The 17,444-nt window shown below is 34.4% G+C and carries 15 protein-coding genes and 1 riboswitch; all 15 genes read left to right on the forward strand.

What is annotated here, in order from left to right; all coding sequences use genetic code 11:
- The first annotated feature begins 99 nt into the window (after positions 1 to 99).
- Entirely contained in the window at positions 100 to 2,796 is a 2,697-nt protein-coding gene (locus ABE34_RS19865; protein ID WP_241747216.1) for a TnsA endonuclease N-terminal domain-containing protein, read from the forward strand.
- 2 nt (positions 2,797 to 2,798) lie between these two features.
- On the forward strand, positions 2,799 to 3,956 hold the full coding sequence (locus ABE34_RS19870; protein WP_197144182.1) for an ATP-binding protein: 1,158 nt from the start codon (positions 2,799 to 2,801) through the stop codon (positions 3,954 to 3,956).
- A gap of 9 nt (positions 3,957 to 3,965) precedes the next feature.
- Positions 3,966 to 5,321 (forward strand): TniQ family protein, encoded by a 1,356-nt coding sequence (locus ABE34_RS19875; RefSeq protein ID WP_197144183.1) that lies wholly within the window; start codon positions 3,966 to 3,968, stop codon positions 5,319 to 5,321.
- Between the two features lie 673 nt (positions 5,322 to 5,994).
- Positions 5,995 to 7,347, forward strand: a complete 1,353-nt coding sequence (locus ABE34_RS19880; RefSeq protein WP_197144184.1) for an AAA family ATPase — start codon at positions 5,995 to 5,997, stop codon at positions 7,345 to 7,347.
- Between the two features lie 5 nt (positions 7,348 to 7,352).
- Positions 7,353 to 8,012, forward strand: a complete 660-nt coding sequence (locus tag ABE34_RS19885; protein WP_197144185.1) for an HNH endonuclease — start codon at positions 7,353 to 7,355, stop codon at positions 8,010 to 8,012.
- Positions 8,013 to 8,506: 494 nt separating this feature from the next.
- A complete protein-coding gene (locus tag ABE34_RS19890; protein WP_241747217.1) occupies positions 8,507 to 9,268 on the forward strand; it encodes an ATPase, T2SS/T4P/T4SS family in 762 nt (253 codons plus the stop codon).
- Complete coding sequence (gene comGB, locus ABE34_RS19895) at positions 9,246 to 10,319, forward strand: competence type IV pilus assembly protein ComGB (protein WP_197144186.1); 1,074 nt, start codon at positions 9,246 to 9,248, stop codon at positions 10,317 to 10,319. Before ABE34_RS19890 ends, comGB begins: the two co-directional genes overlap by 23 nt.
- A gap of 10 nt (positions 10,320 to 10,329) precedes the next feature.
- A complete protein-coding gene (gene comGC / locus ABE34_RS19900; RefSeq protein ID WP_197144187.1) occupies positions 10,330 to 10,674 on the forward strand; it encodes a competence type IV pilus major pilin ComGC in 345 nt (114 codons plus the stop codon).
- Positions 10,674 to 11,114: a competence type IV pilus minor pilin ComGD gene (gene comGD, locus ABE34_RS19905; protein ID WP_197144188.1), complete on the forward strand. Its 441-nt coding sequence runs from the start codon at positions 10,674 to 10,676 to the stop codon at positions 11,112 to 11,114. The genes comGC and comGD overlap by 1 nt, the downstream gene beginning before the upstream one ends.
- Positions 11,107 to 11,424 (forward strand): hypothetical protein, encoded by a 318-nt coding sequence (locus ABE34_RS19910; protein WP_197144189.1) that lies wholly within the window; start codon positions 11,107 to 11,109, stop codon positions 11,422 to 11,424. Before comGD ends, ABE34_RS19910 begins: the two co-directional genes overlap by 8 nt.
- The gene (gene comGF / locus ABE34_RS19915) at positions 11,417 to 11,842 is read left to right on the forward strand and encodes a competence type IV pilus minor pilin ComGF (RefSeq protein WP_197144190.1); all 426 of its coding nucleotides are present in this window, start codon (positions 11,417 to 11,419) and stop codon (positions 11,840 to 11,842) included. Before ABE34_RS19910 ends, comGF begins: the two co-directional genes overlap by 8 nt.
- 197 nt (positions 11,843 to 12,039) lie before the next feature.
- Complete coding sequence (locus tag ABE34_RS19920) at positions 12,040 to 12,555, forward strand: shikimate kinase (protein ID WP_197144191.1); 516 nt, start codon at positions 12,040 to 12,042, stop codon at positions 12,553 to 12,555.
- Between the two features lie 144 nt (positions 12,556 to 12,699).
- Positions 12,700 to 12,792: riboswitch (glycine riboswitch) on the forward strand.
- Between the two features lie 274 nt (positions 12,793 to 13,066).
- Complete coding sequence (gene gcvT / locus ABE34_RS19925; protein WP_197144192.1) at positions 13,067 to 14,167, forward strand: glycine cleavage system aminomethyltransferase GcvT; 1,101 nt, start codon at positions 13,067 to 13,069, stop codon at positions 14,165 to 14,167.
- 25 nt (positions 14,168 to 14,192) lie between these two features.
- On the forward strand, positions 14,193 to 15,539 hold the full coding sequence (gcvPA, locus tag ABE34_RS19930; RefSeq protein ID WP_197144193.1) for an aminomethyl-transferring glycine dehydrogenase subunit GcvPA: 1,347 nt from the start codon (positions 14,193 to 14,195) through the stop codon (positions 15,537 to 15,539).
- Positions 15,532 to 16,995, forward strand: a complete 1,464-nt coding sequence (gcvPB, locus tag ABE34_RS19935) for an aminomethyl-transferring glycine dehydrogenase subunit GcvPB (RefSeq protein WP_197144194.1) — start codon at positions 15,532 to 15,534, stop codon at positions 16,993 to 16,995. Before gcvPA ends, gcvPB begins: the two co-directional genes overlap by 8 nt.
- Positions 16,996 to 17,444: the final 449 nt, after the last annotated feature.

Here is a 17,444-nt window from a genome sequence, read left to right on the forward strand (position 1 = left end):
GAAATAATAGGTAAGGGAAAGTGCCAAGATTATTGGAAAGAGAAGAAATCATCGCTGACAAAATAATAATTAACTTGAAAGAAGAAGGGAGGAATAATTTTGAAAAAAGATTTAATGAAGCTGTTTCTTGAACTGAATATCGAGGAAAATGTAGTAAAGAAAATAGAGTGTATAAGAAGATCTCAACCTTCACGAAAAGTAAGATCAAGTGGAAAAAATGTTTCTGGCTTTTATCCAAGTGAAAAAATGGGAGTAACTATTCAATTTGAAAGTAGGACCCTTGAATTAGCGGCTATCTATGAAAAAGAATTCGATTCAAATGTCGTTGAGTATTATGACCAACCGGAAACTTTTCCAATTCGATACCAAAATAAAGGGCGTAACACTGGACACTATTATACTCCGGACTTTTTCGTTATTGAAAAAGAATGGATAGGTTATGAAGAATGGAAGACTGAAAAAGAATTATCGAACTTGACTCTAAAGTATCCTGGTAGATATTGTATAGATGAAACAGGTGCTTTCCGATGCCCACCAGCTGAAGAGTATGCAAAAGCGTGTGGATTATCTTTTCGAATTCGCACTTCTAGCGAAATAGATTGGACACTCCAAAGGAATATTAGATTTTTAGAAGATTATCTAATTGGTGATAAAACTGCGGTTTCTTCAACCAGGAAAGATCTTATTATTAATTTGATAGCTGAGAAACCAGGTATAAGTCTTGAAAGATTACTAAATATGAACCTTGATTTTAGTGCTGATGATATTTACCATCTTCTTGCACAAAATGAGATCTATGCTGATATCAAAGAAACTTTAATCACTGATTTTGATAAGTTCTCAATATATCTAAATAAAGAATCAGCGAACGCATTTTACAATATGGCTAATGCAAATGTAAAAGATACATTAAATATATCAGCTCTCAACATTTATCCGTTACAACCTCTCCTATGGTCAGCGGAACCCTGTACAATTTTAAGCATAAGCGAATCCAGTATTTCTATTATGAATGGAGAACAGGAAGTTAAAATCCCACATGTTCTTTTTGAAAAACTATATCAGGAAGGTACAATAAAACCCCTCAATGATACTAATAATGAATCAACCACTTCAGAAAAAGTTATAGACATTATACTTAGTGCTTCACCCAAAAGCTTGGAGGAGGCTAATCGTAAATATTGTGTATTGCAAAACCACTGGAATGGCATCTCTTTAGAAGAGTTAAAGGTTAGTCCAAGAACATTTAGGGATTGGGTGAAGAAATACAAAGATGCCCAAAGTCAATTTGGAAATGGTTTTGTAGGTCTATTAAACAAAAGAAATAATCAAGGAAATAGAGAACGAAAGCTATCTCCTGAAATTATAGAATTAATGGATGAATATATCAAAGAGAAATATGAAAATCCACGCAGTTCTAATCTTAATTCAATCTATAAACGATTTTATAAAGAATGTATAGATAGGGGATGGACGCCCCCTAGTAACGTTACATTCTGGCAAGCATCAAAAAAGAGATCTATCCATGTTCAAACAGAAAAAAGAAAAGGGCCGAAAGCTGCATATGACACAGAAAAGTTCTATTTTGAGATACAAACAACTACTCCAAGGCACGGAGATTTCCCATATCAGATTTGTCATTTAGATCATACTGAACTAGATATTGAATTAATTTGTTCAGATACACATGAAAACTTAGGTAGACCTTGGCTCAGCCTATTAATCGATGCCTATTCCAGAAGAGTACTAGCGTTCTATTTAACATTCGATCCACCTAGCTACCGATCTTGTATGATGGTTTTGAGAGAATGCGTTAAGAGAAATTCAAGATTACCAAAAATGTTAGTAGTAGATGGTGGTAAGGAATTTCATAGTGTTTATTTTGATACATTGTTAGCCAAATATAATGTCACTAAAGCACAGCGGCCGGGAGCAAAGCCTAAATTCGGTTCTGTCTGTGAAAGAATGTTTGGTACTACTAATACTGAATTTATTCATAATCTATTAGGGAATACACAAATAATGAAGAAAGTTAGAGAAGTGACTAAAAAATTCAACCCTAAACATAATGCCATTTGGACATTTGAATCATTACACGAAATGATGGATGAATGGTGTTATCAAATATATGATCAGCAAATTCATTTAACATTAGGTACTTCTCCAAGGAATTTTTATGAAAATCGATTATATAAAACTGGCAAGCGAGAGCATACTTTTATTAGATATGATGAATTATTTGAAATAATGACGTTGCCCTCTACTTCAAAACAAAAAGCTAAAATTCAACCTGGACGTGGGGTTCGTATAAATAACATTTATTATTGGGGAGATATGCTTGATCACCCGGAACTGGAAGGACAGAGTGTTTTTGTAAGGTATGATCCATTTGATATGTCTACTGCTTATGCCTATGTAAATAAATATTGGATTAAACTTAGGTCTGAAAATTTTATGCTCTTTGAAAATCGTACCGAAAAAGAGATACAAATGGCTACTATCGAACTTAGAAAACGTATGAAGAATGCTGGAAAGGCTGTTGAAATTACAGGAAAGATAATTGCAAATTTTCTTGATTCAGCAGAGTCAAAAGAAGTTCTACAAATACAACATTTAAAAGATAGGGCAGCGAAATTATCAACAAAAGTGACTGATGGGGAAGATAATCAAAGTAATAATAATGCTCCTAAATTTAAAGGAAAGCATCTTTCTATTGTGAGTGAAGAAAGTATAACTCCTTCTAAAAAACAGGAGGAAATTGATACAAAAAAATTCATCACCTATGAGGAGTTTTAGAAATGGATGAACAGCTATTTCCTAAAGACCTAATGCTTAAATCAGCTAATGAAAAAATAGATTACTTTAAAAATCTCACTGTGGCTCATCCCAATTTGATGAAGGCTTATGAAGATTTTAAAAATAAGATTAGTGTTGCCGATAAAAATGAGATTTTACTTATTTTTGGACCCAGTGGTGTTGGAAAATCTACATTATTTAGTAGGATATTTGAAGATTATACTAAAGAATATTTGACAGAAATGCTTCAAGACAAAGGATTTATATCTATTGTTGGTACAGAAGCAGTTGCACCTGATGATGGGCGTTTTGATTGGAAAGATTTCTATATTAGATCTTTGACTGCTCTTAATGAGCCATTAATAAATTATAAAGTTAATATTGAAGTTCATTCTAAAGGAATCGTGCCAACCGATAAAAGTAAAAATGCTTATAGAAGGGCAATGGAAAACGCATTAATATATAGAAAGCCACATGCATTTTTAATTGATGAAGCTCAACATATTTCTAGGATAGCACGAGGAAAAAGCCTTAGAAACCAGATGGATACAATAAAGTCTCTTGCCTCCATTAGTATGGTTCCGTTTGTTTTATTTGGGACCTATGAAATTCTTAAATTTAGAAATCTAAGCGATCAACTAATTCGTCGAGGAATTGATATACATTTACCAAGGTACAAAGCCGATATAGCAGATGACAGGGAGGCTTTTCAAAATGTTTTGTGGACATTTCAGAAGCATCTTCCATTTAATAAAGAGCCGAATTTGATAGGTCACTGGGAGTACTTTTATTTGCATTCGGTAGGCTGCGTTGGCAACATGAAGTTGTGGTTTAATCGAACACTTGATTATTCTTTATCTAAAGATATGAACAAAAAGTCTTTGACAATAAATGACTTCGAAAAATTTGAACTTAGTTTAGAAAAGGTAGAGAAAATGGCGGATGAGGCTACCGAAATGGAGAAGTACGTAGAAGATAGCGATAATGAGTATAAGCTTAGGGAGAGAATTAGCCTAAAGCTTGGAATGGGTGCCAATCAAAGTGAAGAAATAAGCACCTCTCATAAGTCTTCGAAGCAAAGAGGAAGGGTAGGTGAAAGAAAACCAAATCGAGATCGAATTGGAGTCGACGAATACAAAGATAAAAATACATCAAATTGAGGTGATTAAATGCTTACCTTATGGAATGATGAAAACATTAAAAGGCCTGAGAGGAGTATTTGCTATCCATTAGAACCAATATGTAAAGATAGTATAGATGTTGAGAGTTTGACTAGTTATATCCAACGCATTTCTGATGCTCATACCATGGCTGTTTCAAGTCTAGTTAAGCATTTAATATTTCCAACTAAATATGCAGACGATACTCAGGAATATACCGATAATAAACTTTATAAATCATATTATGAATCATATGCTATAAATGGATATAATCAACAGGCTTCATTTTTTTTGTATGCATTGAGGAAATTAACAGGTAGAAAAGACTTAGATGATTTAACATGGTTGAAGATAGCGCCATTGTTATCTCAAGGTGATATAAAAGTTTCAAGGCATTGGTGTCCCGCTTGTATATATGAACAAAAAAATGAAAATATGGCCTATGAAAAGCTTATATGGTCCCTAAATTCAGTTACACTATGTTTAATTCATAATTGTAATTTGGAATCAATTTGTCCGTTTTGTAAAAAGGAAAATAAACAGTTAGATTTGTATTCTGTAATTGGTTATTGTTCGAAATGTAAGAATTGGTTAGGTTCTAATCTTGTAATAAATAATAATACATGTGAAGAAACTAGAGAATGGCAGAAGTGGGTATACAAAAATGTAGAAGAACTTATGAAAAGTGAAATGCGAGAGTTTCTCAATCGTGATAATATTTTAAATGCAATAAGTAATTTATTAACTAAAAATTTCAATCGGATTAATAATTCTATATTCAATTTGGCGAAAAATATGGGTTTTAATAGAGCAGTTTTAGCCCAATGGAAAAACAAATCTAAGAAGATTTCTTTTGAATCATTATTAATATTAAGTTTTTGCGTAAATGTTTCTATAGAAAAAATTCTATTTAAAGAAAATGAGTTTAGTATAGATATCAATCAAATCAGACCTGTTAAAAAGGATATTTTTAACAAAAAGAGCTTCATTAGACTTAGCATTGAAGAAAAAAGAATTGCACTAAATCAGTACATTAATAGTGAAGAGTATCCACCACTTAAATTAAGTGATGTAACTAAACAAATTGGATATAAAAGTAATGAATCATTAAGGGCGTTTTTTCCAGATGAATGTCGATTTATAAGCGCTAGATATAAAGCATATAAATCGAAAGAAAAAATTGAACAAGTAAAAAAAATAAAACAGCAAATTAATGAATGCGTTTCTACTGCTTTTGAAGAAGGGAAAGTGCTTAATAAGAATTACATTTATAGCAAAGTTAAAATAGGGAAGAAATTTGCAGAGCCTGAAATTCGAGATTACATAAAGGAAGTTCTAGAACTTCGTCGTAAAGATTTTTATTGAAAGTGTTGCAAAATCGCTATGAAACTTTCGGTATCCAAAGATCTCTGAGCATGAAAGGATGCCCTTATGACAACGCTGTGGCTGAAGCGACGTTTAAGGTATTTAAAATAGAATTCGCTAACGTAGCCCATTTATGGTATTAAATTACCTGAGTATGTCTTTCTTCTGATTTAGAGGGTGAATCTAATCAGACGCAAAAGTGTAACCTTCGGTATTTATCCTTTGATTCATAAGGCTTTTCATCACAATATTATTGCTTATATGAAGACGGTAAAATATAGATTTTAATGAGCTGTCGTAAACTGAGATGAAGCTTTCAGATGGATTGTTCAGGGGCACAAGAGAGCCTCGACAAGCCGTTGTAGGTCGATGATTCTGAAGAGAAGCTAATCTCTTTAAAATCTTCCTTCGTATAAAGATTGGTTAAATCATGTTTATAAGCGTACTTATGATGAGTAGGCACCAGATACAATTTTTATATCGTTTTTTAAATATATAATTGAAATCAGAAGAACTTTATCAAAATGTGAAATATGATTTAAATCTCAAGAAGTGGAATAAGATAATGGTATTGAAAGAACAAATGTAACTTGTGGGTTGAATTATTTTGAAAATTTGTATGTAATAGGGAAGAGATTATTAGCTAGTTGACCTAAATAAATGTTAAGGAGGAATGGTTGAAATGGTATTGAAAAGATTGACAATAGAAGATTGGAATCAATTTGATAAAATTCAGTTTGATTTTCACCCAAGAGTTACAATTATTACAGGAGCAAATGGTGCTGGTAAGAGTTCTGTTTTAAGATTAATTGCACGGCAACTAGGATGGGGTTATGAGGAAGTTGCAAGTGTATTTCTTAAAAAGAATAAAAGTATATTCTTAGCCGGTATAGACTTTGATAAAATAACAGAATTTACACGGGAGAATAAAGAATTAAAGAAAGTTTTGTATGATATGCAATCAAATTCTGAAAAATGGATTGATACTATTCAAGCTAATAATATCGTTATGGGCGAGTTGGAAGTCGAAAAAGGCATTTTTAAATTTTATGTACCAGAAGAAGTACATTCAGCTTCGTATAATATAGAAGCACGATTTCAATATTTAAATGAAGAAAAAGAATTTAAGCCTTATGATGTAGATGGCATAATAAAAGGAGTGAACATTTCTTCTCATCGTCAACCATATTCGTATGTAAGAGTAGATGAAATTCCTTTACATGTTGATGATACAAATAGTATATATCGTCAATATTTAAGCTCCATTCAAAATAGAACCTTAAATAATAGTAGATATTTTGGTAATGATGAATCGCCTGTAAAATATATGAAAAAATCGTTAATTTCATTAGCGATTTTTGGTGAGGGAAATGCTTTAGTTGAACCTAATGAAGAATTAAAAGAGAAATTTTATGGGTTTACAAATATATTAAAATCTATTTTACCAAAACATATAGGTTTAAATAAAATAACTATTGAAGCAGGCGAAGTTGTTTTAAAAACGGATAGTGGTGATTTCCTAATTGATGCAGTTTCGGGTGGTTTAGGAGCGCTGATAGATTTAGCTTGGCAAGTATTTATGTATGATAATGCTGATGACGAATACACAATTATTATAGACGAAATCGAAAATCATTTACATCCCTCTATGCAAAGAGAAATATTACCTAATCTTTTGAACGCATTTCCAAAAGCTCAATTTATAGTTAGTACACATAGTCCGTTTGTTGTCAATTCTGTTAAAGACTCGTATGTGTATGCGTTGAAATATAATGATAATAATAGAGTTGAATCTTTAAAGTTGGATTTTTTTAATAAAAGCACTGATGCTTTTGATGTACTTAAAAATGTTTTGGGAGTTCCTGTTACTATGCCTCTTTGGTTGGAAAATGAGTTGGACAGTATTTTAAGTAATTTTAGTACAAAAAAACTAGAGTTAGATTCATATAATCAATTAAAGCTGTATTTAAGTAATAAGGGTTTAGAGGAGTACTTGCCTGAAATGCTTAAAAGATTTGAGGTGTAGAATTAATGATTGGTTTAAAAAAATTAAATAAGCCAGCTATTTTAAGTCAAAATGCTAATGAATGGACAGAATTATATTTAGCATATAAGGAAGGAGATAAAAATGTATCTAAAACAATTGGGAGTAAGTATTCTCATAAGGAAGTTAAAAAAACTCTAATTGAGGAAACGCATGGTAAGTGTGCATATTGTGAATCAAAAATTTTACATATCTCGTTTGGTGATATTGAACATATAGTTCCTAAAAGTGAAGTTCCAGAAAAGTGTTTTCAATGGGATAATTTAACCTTAGCATGTACAGTTTGTAATAATAACAAGAGAGATTTTTATGATGTTGACAATTTATTAATAGACCCTTATATTGATGACCCAAATGAACACTTTTATTTTGCAGGTCCAATGCTTATTGAAAAAACAGAGAAAGCTATTCTAACACGTTCAAAATTAGATTTGAATAGGGCAGAATTGTTTGAAGATAGAACGCGATATTTAGAAAATTTAAAAGGGTTTACTATGCAGATTCAAAGTGCTACAAATCCAGTTTTAAGAGAAGTTTTATTAGATGACTTTAGAAAAAAAGCAAAAATTGAACAAGAGTATTGTAAGATGGTTTTTGATTTTCTGGAGTTATTTGAATCAAAGTACAATTTATGTGAAATCTCATAATAAAACTCATATACATTACAAAAATAAATGTTTGTAATTCACATAAAATAAAACAGACTCAAGGTATAGTTCATAAACATTGCTATATTTCTAAAGTTATTTTTAGGTGGAGAGCAAAACAACTGTTTTTATACAGTTCAAGTTAAAATAAGGGAGAAATTTGTAAAACCTGAGATTCGGGATTAGAACTTAGTAGTAGAGACTCTTATTGAAAGTTCGAAAGCAGATACAATATGTCTAAAGAGCTCTTGTCTTTTTATTGACATACTTGGATTTTTATTCTGATGGATGCCTACAATCGATTATAATTGTGGGCATTTTTTTATTTAATTTTCTACATAATGAACTTACTAGTTGTCTATTGTAGATCGTTAATCATACATATGCCAAAAGTAAAAAAATTAATCAAAACAATGCCAAAAGTTATAGGTAAATTCAATTAAAATTAATGTAACAATTTTAAATACATTGGATATTAAAACCCAGTAGCTTGAATGGGTTGCTATTACTGTGTTGGCAAATATATCGTTAAGAAATTGGCGAAGATATATTTAAAATCACATATCCGTCTACTTCTACAAAATCATGCATTCCCACTTACTTCCTTATCTTATTCCGAATATGCAGCGAACATGTTGATGGAACTAGTGCAACATCAACAGGGACTTTTATGCTTCACAGGTGCAACAGGCTCTGGTAAATCCACATCTTTGTATTCTCTTATCCATTACTGTTCGACAGAGCTTAATCGCCATGTCATTTCTTTAGAAGACCCTGTAGAAAATAATCAAGCTAATCTTTTACAGATTCAAGTAAACGAACGAGCTGGCGTTACATATGCTACAGGTTTAAAGGCTATTTTACGCCACTCACCTGACGTTATTATGATTGGTGAAATACGCGATAAAGAGACTGCAAAAATCGCAATTGAAGCTTCTTTAACAGGTCATTTAGTAGTCTCGACTATTCATGCTAAGGATTCGGTAAACTGCCTTTATCGATTTATGGACTTGGGTGTATCAATTGAAGAACTTCGTCAAACTGTGGTAGGTATAGTCGCTCAAACACTTTTCCAATCACCCATAATACAGGAAGAACGCCGTGCATTGTTTGAAATATTGAGTGATGTTCAACTTCAAATGGCCATTAAAGCAATTTTGCAAAAAACTAGCTATGAACTGCCACATGATTTAACACTTGCAGGTCAAAAAGAAATGATAGAGAGTCTTCACTATGCGAATACGAACGTTTATTGAAAGAATTCGATTGGCTTACAATAAGGCAACAAAATGGCGCGTAAGGGAGCAAGCTCATTTTTTTAGTCGCTTAAGTGTGTTAATGCAGGAAGGTTATTTATTCCCGCAGGCTATTTCTATTTTATTACCTCATCATATTGAAGCGCATGAAGACATGCAAAAGCTAATCAATGAAAAACTGAGACAAGGAGTCGGCGTTTTAGGAGTTTTTGAAGCATTACAACTTCCAAAACAGCATTTAGTAGCCATTACAGTTGCAGAAAACAATGGGCATATGATTGAGACGTTAAAAGGCGTGGCAAAGCAAATGGCCTTGAGTGAGGCGGCGAAGAAAAAATTAATGAAGCTACTCCTATATCCTGTAGTACTTATTTTATTTTTGCTGCTGTTGTTTTTAGTGTTTCGTACCATATTCTTTCCTAATATTGAAAAAATGGTGGCTAGTCGAACTACCGGCACTGAGGAGACAAGTATTGCTTTTTCAAAGGCATTATTGCATCTTCCCGATGCTTTAATGTTCATAGGCATTGCGGTATTTTGTTGTATTTTCATTTTTCACCTTACTCTCAAACGACGTCCGATTGCTCGCCAGTTAAATAGTATTCTAAAAACTCCTTTGGTTCGGATTTATACACGAATGTCTTTGACGAGACAATTTGCTGCTTATTTAGGGAGTCTGCTACAAAGTGGGTTTTCTTTACAGGAAAGTTTACAAATTTTAGAGGAGCAGCGACTTCAACCGTTTTTACAATATCTAGCGCGATGTATAAAGGATCGCGTTGTTTTGGGTGATACGCTAACGCAAGCAGTTACGTTGATGACTGTTTGGCAGACGGATTTCACGACATTTGTCGAACATGGAGAGCAAAGTGGCTATTTAGGAAAAGAGCTAGTACTGTACAGCGAATTATTGACGGAAAAGCAAGAGCAACTATTGCATAAAATCCTTGCGTTCGTGCAACCTACCTTCTTTATCATTATAGCGATGTGCATAGTTGCCGCATATGTAAGTTTATTATTGCCAATATATCACATGATTGAACTAGTATAGGAGGTTAATAATGAAACGTATAAAGCAGCAAGCAGGTTTTACTTTAATTGAAATGTTAATAGTTCTCCTAATTATTTCCGTTTTAATTTTAATTACAATCCCAAATGTTACGAAACATTTTGCCACCGTCGATGAGAAGGGGTGTAGAGCGTATGTGAGCATGGTGCAAGGTCAGGTGGAGGCATATAGAGTAGATTTTATGGATTATCCAACAATTCAAGATTTGGTAGCAAAAGGCTATTTAAAGAAGAATGAAACGACCTGCCCTAATAAAGAACAGATTGTGATCACTAAGGATGGGGAGGTACGATTGGCGAAAACCTCTACCGATACCGATATTGGTTCTAGTAATTGATGTATGTTAATAAGAGTGAGCGTGGATATACATTTGTTGAAATGCTAATTGTATTGTTTATCGTTATGTGTTTGTCAGCGATTGTCGTTAAGTATTCGTTAAAAGCAGCGGAGACTAGGGAGCTTGAGCAATTTTTCACACAAATTCAATTAGATATTCAATATATTCAAACTTATAGTATGCATCAAAGGGAATATATCTCGATGAAGTTTGAAAGTTCATCAAAGAGATACATTATTAAAAAAGATATTTTTACAGAATTATATGAACGTCCTTTTCCGAAAGGGGTTGAGTTTATGCCTGCATCGAGTTCAATTTATACGATTATGTACAACTATAATGGAAACATCATGACGCCAGGGACTGTTTATTTTAAAACGCCTCAAGGTATTAAAAAGGTTGTGATTACATTAGGACGAGGGAGATCGAGGATTGAATGAATCTGGTTATTCATTTGTGGAAGCGATAATATCAGTAGTCATTGTGATGTTAGTATGCACGACATTAATACCAATTAGCTATACGATGAAAACGACTCTTTATAACAAGAAGTTGGAGGTGTTTGCAGCTGAAACGGCCTATGAAGGCTTAAAGCATTACCGCTATCTACAGCAAACAGAAGGTACTAAAACCATTGATAATATAGAATTTCAGTGGTTTATCCATGGACAAGGGATATGCGTAAGTTTTCAAAATACTCGGGAATTACGTAAAAAATGTATACAACTGACAGGTGAAGTTAATGAATGAGCGAGGCTACACATTATTAGAAGCGATGTTTCAATTAGTTGTTTTTGTGCTTATTGCCCATCTTGTTGTGTTCATTATGCTTTGGCTTGCTGAAATGAAAACAACGATGCTATCTGATGAGCAATCTAAGTGGGAGCTTTTTGTTTATGATTTGAATATGTATGTAAATGATATTTCATCATTTACGATGCGAAAAGATCAAAAGAGAATAACCTTCCAGGCAGCAGATACCATTCATAATATTGATTGTTACAGCAATATAATTCGTGATCAAGTAAATGGTGGTCATGTACCAATGTTAGTTGGTATTACTAAATGCCAGTTCCGATATGAAAAAGATATGTTAACAGTAGCTGTTGAACTTCCGAGTGGTAGTAAAAAGGAGCGAACTTTCTATGTTCCAGTTTTTGAAAAATGACAGAGGGGCTATTTTTTTTATCGCAATTGGATTATTATTTTTTGTAACTACTTTTGTCCTTACGTATTGTACGTCTTATGAGATTCAGTTTCGAACATATGATAGCCTAGAAAAGCTCAATGTTCGAGCTACAATAAATTTATTAGGACAAATTTTGTCAGACAGTGTAGAATCGTAGTTATAAGAAGGTGATTCGAATGCGAAAAATATATTTAGTTGGCTTTATGGGCTCCGGGAAAAGTGCGTTAGGAAGACGTTTAAGCTATTTGTTAAAGATGCCCTATTACGATATGGATCATGAGATTGTTCGACAGCAGGGTATGACAATTCCGCAAATATTTGAAAAATACGGAGAAGCACGTTTTCGAGAAATAGAAACAGAATTTTTGAAAAACTTCCGGGACGAAGCTTGTATTATTTCAACAGGTGGTGGAGTCGCAATTAATGCTGAAAATCGTAAAATAATGAGACGCAGTGGGCTCGTGTTTTTTTTAGATGCGACATTCGAAGATATATACAAACGAATACAGCATGATCCGAACAGACCGATTGTACAGAGCTCGACGAAAGAAGAGTTAGAGCAGCTGTATCACTACAGAAGAAAGTTCTATCGTGAAGTAGGACATATACAAGTGTTAACAGAGGGGCGAACAATCCGCCAAATTCTTGAGTATTTAGTATTCCAAGTTAAAAGGCTAAAAGGCGAACTATGACTAGTTTTTAGTATTTAAATGTTCGTGTTTTAATATAAAATAAAAAATGATTGCCTTTTCAATGCAATTAATGTTAGGATATAGACAAATAAGTTACTTAATGTTCATTGAATACTAAATAGTACCAAGTTGAAACTTGGGCGGATGATTATACGGGGAGAGCACGTGTAGACGTCACCGAAGGAGCAAATAGCAAAATGTTATGAATCTCTCAGGTAAAAGGACTCGTATAAGACGCAACTCTGGAGAGTGCTGTAATACTACAGCCACCAAAGGGGAAAGCCGGCTGATTGGCATTGTATGTATGCGAGCCAGTCTGGTGTAACTTTCAGGTGCAAGGACAGAGAATCCCGAAAAGGGGTTCGTCTGTCTTTTTTTATGTCTAAATGTTTTACCTAATGTTGTTCGTTCTTCTTTATGGGATGAACAAACAAGGGAGGCATGACTGTACAATAAAAACAGACGAACTACTATAAGTAAATATGTAACGAACAATAAGGGGGCAAAAACAATGACAGAATTAAAACGCACACCTCTATTTGAAGAATATGCAAAACATGGTGGTAAAACAATTGACTTCGGTGGATGGGAATTACCAGTGCAGTTCTCTTCTATTAAAGAAGAGCATGATGCAGTACGTAATCGTGCTGGCTTATTTGATGTATCACATATGGGTGAGATTTTAGTAACTGGACCTAATTCACTAGAGTTTTTACAAAATCTTTTGACAAATGATATTTCTAAAATTGCAGTAGGTCAAGCGCAATATAATGCAATGTGCTATGAAGATGGTGGTGTTGTCGATGATTTATTAACGTATAAATTAGCAGACAATCATTATTTATTATGCGTGAACGCGGCAAATATTGAAAAAGATTATGATTGGATGATGGAAAATCAACATCAATATGATGTGACGATTGATAACCAATCAGAGGCTTATGCACAAATTGCCCTTCAAGGTCCATTAGCAGAAGAAGTTCTTCAAACATTAACAGATACTGATTTACAAACGATTAAATACTTCCGCTTCCAAGCAGATGTTGAAGTTGCTGGTCATAAAGCATTAGTATCTCGTAGCGGTTACACAGGAGAAGATGGTTTTGAACTATACGGCTCACCAGAAGATATTAAAGCATTATGGGGTAAAATCTTAGAGGCTGGAAAAGACAAAGGTGTAGTTCCTGCAGGTTTAGGCTGCCGTGATACACTTCGTTTTGAAGCAGGTCTTCCATTATACGGGCAAGAGCTATCAGCAACAATTTCACCTCTTGAGGCTGGTATTGGTTTTGCTGTGAAGTTAAATAAAGAGGGCTTTAATGGTCATGAGGCATTAGTGGCACAAAAAGAAAATGGGTTGTCACGTAAAATTGTAGGCATTGAAATGATTGATAAAGGAATTCCTCGCCATGGCTACAAAGTGTTGAAGGATGGTAAGGAAATCGGTGAAGTGACAACAGGTACACAGCTTCCTTCTTCTAAACGAAACGTTGGTCACGCATTAATTGACAGTCAATTCGCAACTATCGGAACTGAATTGGAAATCGAAATTCGTGGTAAGCACTTAAAAGTAGTAACAGTTGAAACACCGTTTTACAAGCGTTCAAAATAAAAGTTGAAGAGAGGGACCTACATTTATGAAACATCGTTATTTACCAATGACGGAGCAAGATAAACAAGAAATGTTAGACGTAATCGGTGTATCCTCAGTTGATGCGTTATTTGAGGATATTCCAGAAAAAGTACGTTTTAAAGGCCTATATGATATTAAAGAAGCGAAATCTGAATCAGCTTTACTAAAAGAATTAACAGCAATGGCTGCGAAAAATAAAGATACAAATGCTAACGTATCGTTTTTAGGTGCAGGCGTATACAACCACTATAAACCGGTTATCGTGGACCATGTTATTTCTCGTTCAGAGTTTTACACTGCGTATACTCCATATCAACCAGAAATTTCACAAGGGGAATTACAAGCAATTTTTGAATTCCAAACGATGATTGCAGAGCTTACAGGCATGGATCTTGCAAACTCTTCTATGTACGATGGGGGAACAGCATTAGCTGAAGCAGGTATGCTTGCAGCTGGCCATACACGCCGTAAGAAAATTTTAGTATCTGAAGCAGTTCATCCAGAGTATCGTGATGTCGTTGCTACATATGCATATGGTCAATCCATTGAAATTGTTACTGTTCCACAAAAAGATGGTGTGACAGATGTAGAAGCTTTAAAGGAATTAATAGATGATAATACGGCAGCTGTTATTGCACAATATCCTAACTTCTTTGGTCAAATAGAGGACTTACAAGTAATTGGCGATATTGCGCATGAGGCAAAAAGTTTATTTGTTGTCTCTTCAAATCCACTTGCACTAGGAATTTTAACACCACCTGGTAAGCTAGGTGCTGATATTTGTGTAGGGGATGCACAGGTTTTCGGTATTTCTGAAGCATTCGGTGGTCCACACTGTGGTTTCTTTGCAGTAACTACGAAGTTAATGCGTAAAGTTCCTGGTCGTCTTGTAGGTGAAACAGTTGATGGTGAAGGTCGTCGTGGTTATGTTTTAACATTACAAGCACGTGAACAACATATCCGTCGTGATAAAGCAACGTCTAATATTTGTTCGAACCAAGCGCTTCTTGCACTTGCTGCTTCTGTAGCAATGACTGCTCTAGGTAAAGAAGGCGTTCGTGAAATGGCAATGCAAAACATTGCGAAAACTCGCTATGCTAAAAATGCCTTTGAAGCGGCCGGTTTCACAGTAGCATTCCAAGGTGCACACTTTAACGAAATCGTTGTGAAAACAAATAAATGTGTGAAAGAAATTAATAAAGGCTTAATAGAAAAAGGTATCATCGGTGGCTACCCTTTAGGTCAAACATATGACTCTCTAAAAAATCACGTGCTAATCGCAGTAACAGAATTACGCACGAAGGAAGAAATTGATGCACTTGTTGCAGAAATGGGGGCTCTTAATGCATAACGAAAATCAATCACTCATTTTTGAAATTTCCAAAGAAGGTCGCGTAGGTTACAGCTTAGAAGCACTTGATGTACCAGAGGTTGATCTTGCCGACTTACTTCCTGAAAACTTAGTACGCACTGAGGCAGCAGAATTACCAGAAGTATCTGAGCTTGATATTATGCGTCATTATACAGCACTTTCTCGTCGTAACCACGGTGTAGACTCTGGCTTCTACCCGCTTGGCTCTTGTACGATGAAATATAATCCGAAAATCAACGAGGCCGTTGCACGAATTTCAGGCTTTGCTAATGTGCACCCATTACAGGATGAATCAACAGCTCAGGGTGCAATGGAACTTCTTTACGATCTACAAACTTCATTAGTTGAAATTACAGGTATGGATGAAGTGACATTACAACCTGCAGCAGGTGCTCATGGTGAATGGACAGCATTAATGATGATCCGCGCATTCCATGAAGCAAATGGTGAAGGTCATCGTAATAAAGTTATTGTTCCTGACTCTGCTCACGGTACAAACCCAGCATCGGCAACAGTTGCAGGTTTTGAAACTATTACTGTTAAATCAGATGAAGCTGGTTTAGTAGATATTGAGGATTTACGTAAAGTAGTAGGTCCTGATACAGCTGCATTAATGCTAACAAATCCAAATACACTTGGTCTATTTGAAGAAAACATTATCGAAATGGCAGAGCTTATTCACTCTGTTGGCGGTAAAGTATACTATGACGGTGCAAACTTAAACGCAGTTATGAGTAAAGCGCGTCCTGGTGATATGGGCTTTGACTGCGTTCACTTAAATTTACACAAAACATTTACAGGTCCTCACGGTGGCGGTGGCCCAGGTTCAGGTCCAGTAGGAGTGAAAGCCGATTTAATTCCATTCCTTCCAAAACCTGTTTTAGTAAGAACAGAAGAAGGAACATATCACTTCGATTACGAGCGTCCACAATCAATCGGACGTGTTAAACCTTACTATGGTAACTTTGGAATCAACGTACGTGCATATACTTATATCCGTACAATGGGTCCAGATGGCTTAAAAGCTGTAACAGAATATGCTGTACTAAACGCAAACTATATGATGCGTCGTTTAGAGCCATTCTATGATTTACCTTATAACCGTCATTGTAAACATGAATTTGTATTATCAGGACGTCGTCAAAAGAAACTTGGCGTTCGTACTTTAGATATTGCAAAACGTCTGTTAGACTTTGGCTACCATCCACCAACAACTTACTTCCCATTAAATGTGGAAGAGGCATTAATGATCGAGCCAACAGAAACAGAATCTAAAGAAACATTAGATGCATTCTGCGATATAATGATTCAAATTGCAAAAGAAACTGAAGAAAACCCATCAATCGTACAAGAAGCACCACATACAACAGTCGTAACTCGTCTAGACGAAACACGCGCTGCTCGTACACCAGTACTTCGTTATCAAAAAGCATAAAATATGTTAGCGGGTGCGACTCCCGCTATCTCCATAATTAAAGTGGTTGTAAATACAGTCATATTATGATGGTAAGTATATATTTCCCGCAAGGGAAAGGATATACTTACCATTTTTGAAAATGTTTAACCTTATATATAAAAGATAAACCGGAATTTCTTAAGAGGGAATTTCGGTTTTTCTTTTGAATTAAGAATCTGTAAGGCAATTAATAATACAATTAACCACTTGGAGAATGAAGTTGATAGAGAGTATAAAAAGTTTTATGAAATTAATGGAAATTTAGTGAGATTTTCCTTAAAATACTGTTATGTGTAGTATATAATTAACTTTGATGGATTTACTTTTATTTACTATTATGAATGTTTTAAAATGAAACTTCTTCAGTAAGTTTTTAGTAACGAAAGTGAAACGCCAGCTACAAATATTTTTTTACTTTTACCGACAGC

This window comes from Lysinibacillus sphaericus, from assembly GCF_015844675.1.
Classification (GTDB): domain Bacteria; phylum Bacillota; class Bacilli; order Bacillales_A; family Planococcaceae; genus Lysinibacillus; species Lysinibacillus sphaericus_E.